7 protein-coding genes are annotated in these 3,921 nt (G+C 67.4%); 4 read left to right on the top strand and 3 right to left on the bottom strand.

The annotated features are described in order from the left end of the window. Positions 1–164: 164 nt before the first annotated feature. Entirely contained in the window at positions 165–401 is a 237-nt protein-coding gene (locus tag ABDW21_RS16590) for a hypothetical protein (protein WP_343603251.1), read from the top strand. 167 nt (positions 402–568) lie between these two features. On the opposite strand, the gene ABDW21_RS16585 is transcribed toward ABDW21_RS16590, so the two are convergent. Beyond that, complete coding sequence (locus ABDW21_RS16585) at positions 569–1,207, bottom strand: MBL fold metallo-hydrolase (protein ID WP_343710762.1); 639 nt, start codon at positions 1,205–1,207, stop codon at positions 569–571. Between ABDW21_RS16585 and ABDW21_RS16580 the strand changes: the two genes are divergently transcribed. From ABDW21_RS16580 to purQ, 3 genes are all read left to right on the top strand, one after another. Next, on the top strand, positions 1,184–1,912 hold the full coding sequence (locus tag ABDW21_RS16580) for an ATPase (RefSeq protein ID WP_343603254.1): 729 nt from the start codon (positions 1,184–1,186) through the stop codon (positions 1,910–1,912). The two genes, ABDW21_RS16585 and ABDW21_RS16580, sit on opposite strands and share 24 nt — an antisense overlap. 61 nt (positions 1,913–1,973) lie before the next feature. Beyond that, positions 1,974–2,213 (top strand): phosphoribosylformylglycinamidine synthase subunit PurS, encoded by a 240-nt coding sequence (purS, locus tag ABDW21_RS16575; protein ID WP_343603255.1) that lies wholly within the window; start codon positions 1,974–1,976, stop codon positions 2,211–2,213. Next, positions 2,210–2,884: a phosphoribosylformylglycinamidine synthase subunit PurQ gene (gene purQ / locus ABDW21_RS16570; RefSeq protein WP_343710761.1), complete on the top strand. Its 675-nt coding sequence runs from the start codon at positions 2,210–2,212 to the stop codon at positions 2,882–2,884. Before purS ends, purQ begins: the two co-directional genes overlap by 4 nt. Here purQ and ABDW21_RS16565 read toward each other — a convergent pair. Together ABDW21_RS16565 and ABDW21_RS16560 are read right to left on the bottom strand one after the other, a co-directional pair. Beyond that, complete coding sequence (locus ABDW21_RS16565) at positions 2,873–3,520, bottom strand: nucleotidyl transferase AbiEii/AbiGii toxin family protein (protein WP_343710763.1); 648 nt, start codon at positions 3,518–3,520, stop codon at positions 2,873–2,875. The two genes, purQ and ABDW21_RS16565, sit on opposite strands and share 12 nt — an antisense overlap. A gap of 5 nt (positions 3,521–3,525) precedes the next feature. Continuing rightward, positions 3,526–3,780, bottom strand: coding sequence for a hypothetical protein (locus ABDW21_RS16560; protein WP_343603260.1), 255 nt, complete (start codon positions 3,778–3,780; stop codon positions 3,526–3,528). Positions 3,781–3,921: the final 141 nt, after the last annotated feature.

Genomic DNA, 3,921 nt, shown 5'->3' with positions numbered 1-3,921 from the left:
TTAGGTCAGACTTTGCTGACGTTTGGCTTCGGCGGTCCGGCGGTGTCGCCGGCACGTCCGGGTGCTGTCGGGTGTGGTCGTCGATCAAGGAGAGGCGTTCCCCGTTGGTCGCTCCGGGAGCCGGCTATGTGGTTTTGTAGCTGTCGATCAGCGAGCCCGGCCGGGTGCTGGTGACCATCGGCAGCCGGCATCGCACACCGGTCAGGGAACCGTTGCGGTCACCCGCGGTGTTCGAGTGGTGTGGCCTGATCGGCGTCGACGATGCGCCGGCATTCTTTGCCGGCGCGGTTGTGCAGAAGATCGACCTGGAGACGGGCGAGATCGCCGGAGCGGTGTCCACGGTCGACGACTTCTCCGAGATGATGGCCACGGTGCGCCGCGGGCTAGATTGCACGCCGTAACTTTCCGGACTTGCCGAGGCCACCCACTCGATAACGCTCTGCGCGAGAGAGCTCGCCCGCACCCTAGGAGCGCGCTGAATAAGGGCGGATTTCGCTCATCATGCACCACGAACCAGCAGGTCAGAGCGTTGTGGTTAGGGACGAAAGTCGGTTGTCCAGCGGCCTCGTTAGAAGGTGACCGCGCTTTCTTCGGGCAGCACCTGCAAGTCGGTGCTGGTCATCTCGGACAGCCGGCCGTAGTAGAGCCCGCGCGCGTCCGGCGCGATGATGCCCTGGTGGATGGGCACCGCGTGCGCCGGCGCCACCGCCCGCAGGTAGTCGACAGCCTCGGCGATCTTCATCCACGGCGCCGCCGCCGGCACCGCCAAGACGTCCACCGGCTCGTCCGGAACGAACAGCGCGTCGCCGGGATGCATGAACCGGGCGGGATGATCACCGTCGCCCACCAGGTAGGAGATGTTGTCGATCACCGGGATTTCCGGGTGGATGACGGCATGCCGGCCCCCGACGGCGCGGATGGTCAGGTCGCCGACGGACAGCTGGTCGCCGGGACGTACCGGCCGGCACGGCGCGCCCAGCTGGGCGGTGGTTTGCGGGTCGGCGTACAGCGCCGCAGCGGGATTGGCGTCGATCAGAGCGGGCAGCCGCTCGACGTCGACATGGTCGGGATGCTGGTGGGTGATGACGATCGCGGACAGGCCGGTGATGCCCTCGAAACCATGCGAGAAACTGCCCGGGTCGAACAAGATCGCCGTCGCACCGAAGTCGGCAAGTAGACAGGAATGGCCGAAATGTGTCAGCTGCATGTCTACGATTGTGCGCTCAGGGAGGTGGTCCCGATCCGGATGGTGGCGACGACGATCCTGGTCGCCGGCGGCATGCTGGCCGCGCAGACGTGGGCGGTTACCGCTCACGCGGACCCGCAGACCTGCCCGCCGGTGTGCGACCGGATTCCCGGCAGCGCCTGGATGGCACCCGAGGCCGTCCCGCTGAACGCGGCGTACCAGTGGCCGTCGCTGGCTGCCGCCGCGGTGCCGCTGACCGGCACGACGACGCGGTTCCGGTTCGAGGAGCTGTGCGCCACCCCCGCGTTCGCGCAGGACACCCGCGACTCCGCAGTCGTCGGCCGGGCGAGGGTGGTCAACCCCGACGGTCAGTGGCAGTTGTGGGCACAGATACTGCACTGGCGCGGCGATACCGCGCGCGGGGGCCAGAACGCGTCGACGGTGTTCGGTATCGCCGCCGCCGCATTGCGCGGATGTCAGCTGGGGGCGCCGGCGGAGTCGCCGTCGGTGACCACCGGCGGGCCGGACCGGCTGGCGGCGGTGATCAGCGGTCCAGTGGTCATGCACACCTATCTGGTAGCGCAGCCGCAGAGCAGCACCATCAGCGAGCTGACCCTGTGGTCGTCGTCGCCGCCGCAGCTGCCGTGGCCGGTGATCTCCGACGACCAGGTTCTGGACGCGATGACCGCGCCGCTGTGCGCGGCCTACATCGCCTCGTGCCCGTAAGGCTGCCCGGCGCGCACCGGTAGAGTTGGCGCCGAATTGGCAGATCGTGGGAGGAGCGCCGGTGGCCCGGGTGGTGGTGCACGTGATGCCCAAGGCCGAGATTCTCGACCCGCAGGGTCAGGCGATCGTCGGCGCACTGGGACGGCTGGGACACAGCGGAATCTCACATGTGCGGCAGGGCAAGCGTTTTGAGCTGGAGGTCGACGATACCGTCGACGATTCCGAGCTGGCCGAGATCGCCGAGTCGCTGCTGGCCAACACCGTGATCGAGGACTGGACAGTCAGCCGGGAAACGCCGTGACGGCGCGGATCGGCGTCGTCACCTTTCCCGGGACGCTTGACGACGTCGACGCTGCCCGGGCGGTGTGCTTCGTCGGCGCCAAGGCGGTCAGCCTGTGGCACGCCGACGCCGACCTCAAGGGTGTCGACGCGGTGGTCGTGCCCGGCGGGTTCTCCTACGGCGACTATCTTCGGGCCGGTGCGATCGCCCGGTTCGCGCCGGTGATGGGCGAGGTGATCGCCGCGGCCGGCCGTGGTCTGCCGATTCTGGGGATCTGCAACGGTTTTCAGGTGCTGTGCGAGGCGGGCCTGCTGCCCGGCGCGCTGACCCGCAACGCCGGTCTGCATTTCGTCTGCCGCGATGCGTGGCTGCGGGTGACTTCGACCGCGACCGTATGGACGTCGCGCTTCGAGCCGGACGCCGACCTGCTGGTGCCGCTGAAGTCCGGGGAAGGCCGCTACGTCGCCGCCGAACGGGTGCTCGACGAGCTGGAAGGCGAAGGGCGCGTGGTGTTTCGCTACCACGACGACGTCAACGGCTCGATGCGCGGCATCGCCGGCGTCTGTTCGGCTGACGGGCGGGTCGTCGGGCTGATGCCGCATCCCGAGCATGCGATCGAGGCGCTCACCGGACCGTCCGACGACGGATTGGGTTTGTTCTATTCCATTCTGGATGCTGTGCTAGCCGCCTAGGGTCTCGAACGCCTTGCCGATCTCCGGCTGTCGCCGGCGCCAATACCGTTCGATCTCCTCGCGGCGCATCGGCGATGTCGGATCGTCGGCGACGTCGCCGAGGTACCCCAGTCCGAGCACTATCCTGGCGATAGCTTGGCGCGGGACTCGTGGTCGATATCGTTCGACGAAGAGGTTCAGCCCCTCCTCAGCGCGCAAGCCAGCCTGTTGCTCGATCACCAGCAGATCGAAATAGTCGCGCAGTTCGCCGCGGTCGGCGATCACCTCGAGCTTCGTCGCGAACAGGTCTCGCATACCGGCAACCCGCACGCCCGCAACATCCTTCGTCTCGTCTAGCATGTGCTGCCCCGACGCGTCCAGACACTGGATCTTTGTGTCGTCGAAGACGCCGTTCAGCGTGCCGGCCTCGAGTCGCGTCGGGGTCAACGACCCGGCTGCGGCCAGCGCGTCCACGAGCCCCTCGGTGTCGAATGGCGACGGGATGAAGAAGTCGAGGTCTCGGCTTACCCGATGCATCAGGTGCACGGTCAATGCGGTTCCGCCGGCCAGGTATCCGTCGTCGGGTACCAGTGGCGCCAGTCGCGACCAGGCCGCGCGGGTCGCTGAAGGTAGGAACTGTTCCAGGTCCGCCGACATGCGGCTCATCCGCTGTCTGCCCGGGCCGCCGCAAGGTTGCGCGCCAGTGCCCTGCGTTGCGGTGTGGCGTGTCGCAGTGATGCAACCGATGCCAGGTCATCTGCCGACAGGTGGCGCACCGCCCACCCCCATGCCGCCACGTCATCGGCCATCAGCAGCCGCGACGCAATGTAGCGCCCGTCGCGCTCCACATCGAGCTCATCGATATCGGCATTCCAGAACAGGTACGCGAACCTCGCAGGCAGCTGCACATCCGCCACACGCCTCACCTCCTGACTGCCTCAATTCTCCCACTTACGTTCGCCCCACTGTGATAGCGACGTCTGAAACCTGTGGTTCTTGCGGGATAACGAACCCCGTGCGAGTGTGCTCAGTTGTACGCCGCCTACGGCGTGTTGGCG

Origin of the sequence: Mycobacterium sp., assembly GCF_039583805.1 — a bacterium.
Taxonomy (GTDB): domain Bacteria; phylum Actinomycetota; class Actinomycetes; order Mycobacteriales; family Mycobacteriaceae; genus Mycobacterium.
This window is presented reverse-complemented; position numbering and strand designations above follow the sequence as displayed.

What these genes read in the sequence shown, in the direction of transcription:
- ABDW21_RS16565 (WP_343710763.1), bottom strand. Translation starts at nt 3,520, where the DNA reads ATGTCGGCGGACCTGGAACAGTTCCTACCTTCAGCGACCCGCGCGGCC.
- ABDW21_RS16585 (WP_343710762.1), bottom strand. Translation starts at nt 1,207, where the DNA reads ATGCAGCTGACACATTTCGGCCATTCCTGTCTACTTGCCGACTTCGGT.
- ABDW21_RS16580 (WP_343603254.1), top strand. Translation starts at nt 1,184, where the DNA reads ATGGCCGAAATGTGTCAGCTGCATGTCTACGATTGTGCGCTCAGGGAG.